This window comes from Nostoc sp. 106C (genome assembly GCF_002154725.1).
GTDB lineage: Bacteria > Cyanobacteriota > Cyanobacteriia > Cyanobacteriales > Nostocaceae > Aulosira.
Genome location: NZ_MTAW01000033.1, coordinates 1 through 407, shown reverse-complemented (window position 1 = coordinate 407; position 407 = coordinate 1). Strand labels below are relative to the sequence as shown.

Here is a 407-nt window from a genome sequence, read left to right as displayed (position 1 = left end):
CGAAACACGGAAACGTCAACCCGGAAGCTGCTACAGGGTACGCGAAACACGGAAACGTCAACCCGGAAGCTGCTACAGGGTACGCGAAACACGGAAACGTCAACCCGGAAGCTGCTACAGGGTACGCGAAACACGGAAACGTCAACCCGGAAGCTGCTACAGGGTACGCGAAACACGGAAACGTCAACCCGGAAGCTGCTACAGGGTACGCGAAACACGGAAATGTCAACCCGGAAGCTGCTACAGCGAATATAGAAACAGTTACAGATTTATTTCAAGTAAATGAGGTATAGGGCATTACAGTCCAGTTAAGATTAAAAGCTGAAGCTTGTAAAAGAGGAAAAAGTTCGTAGTAATACCAATTCCAGGAAAAAATGAGACAGATGCGTAGGTTGGGGAGCCACTCA

At 48.6% G+C, this 407-nt stretch carries 1 protein-coding gene; it reads left to right on the top strand.

The window, feature by feature from the left end:
* Positions 1–293 (top strand): hypothetical protein (locus BV375_RS01520; RefSeq protein WP_086756518.1); only part of this gene is annotated, 293 nt, incomplete at its 5' end.
* Positions 294–407: the final 114 nt, after the last annotated feature.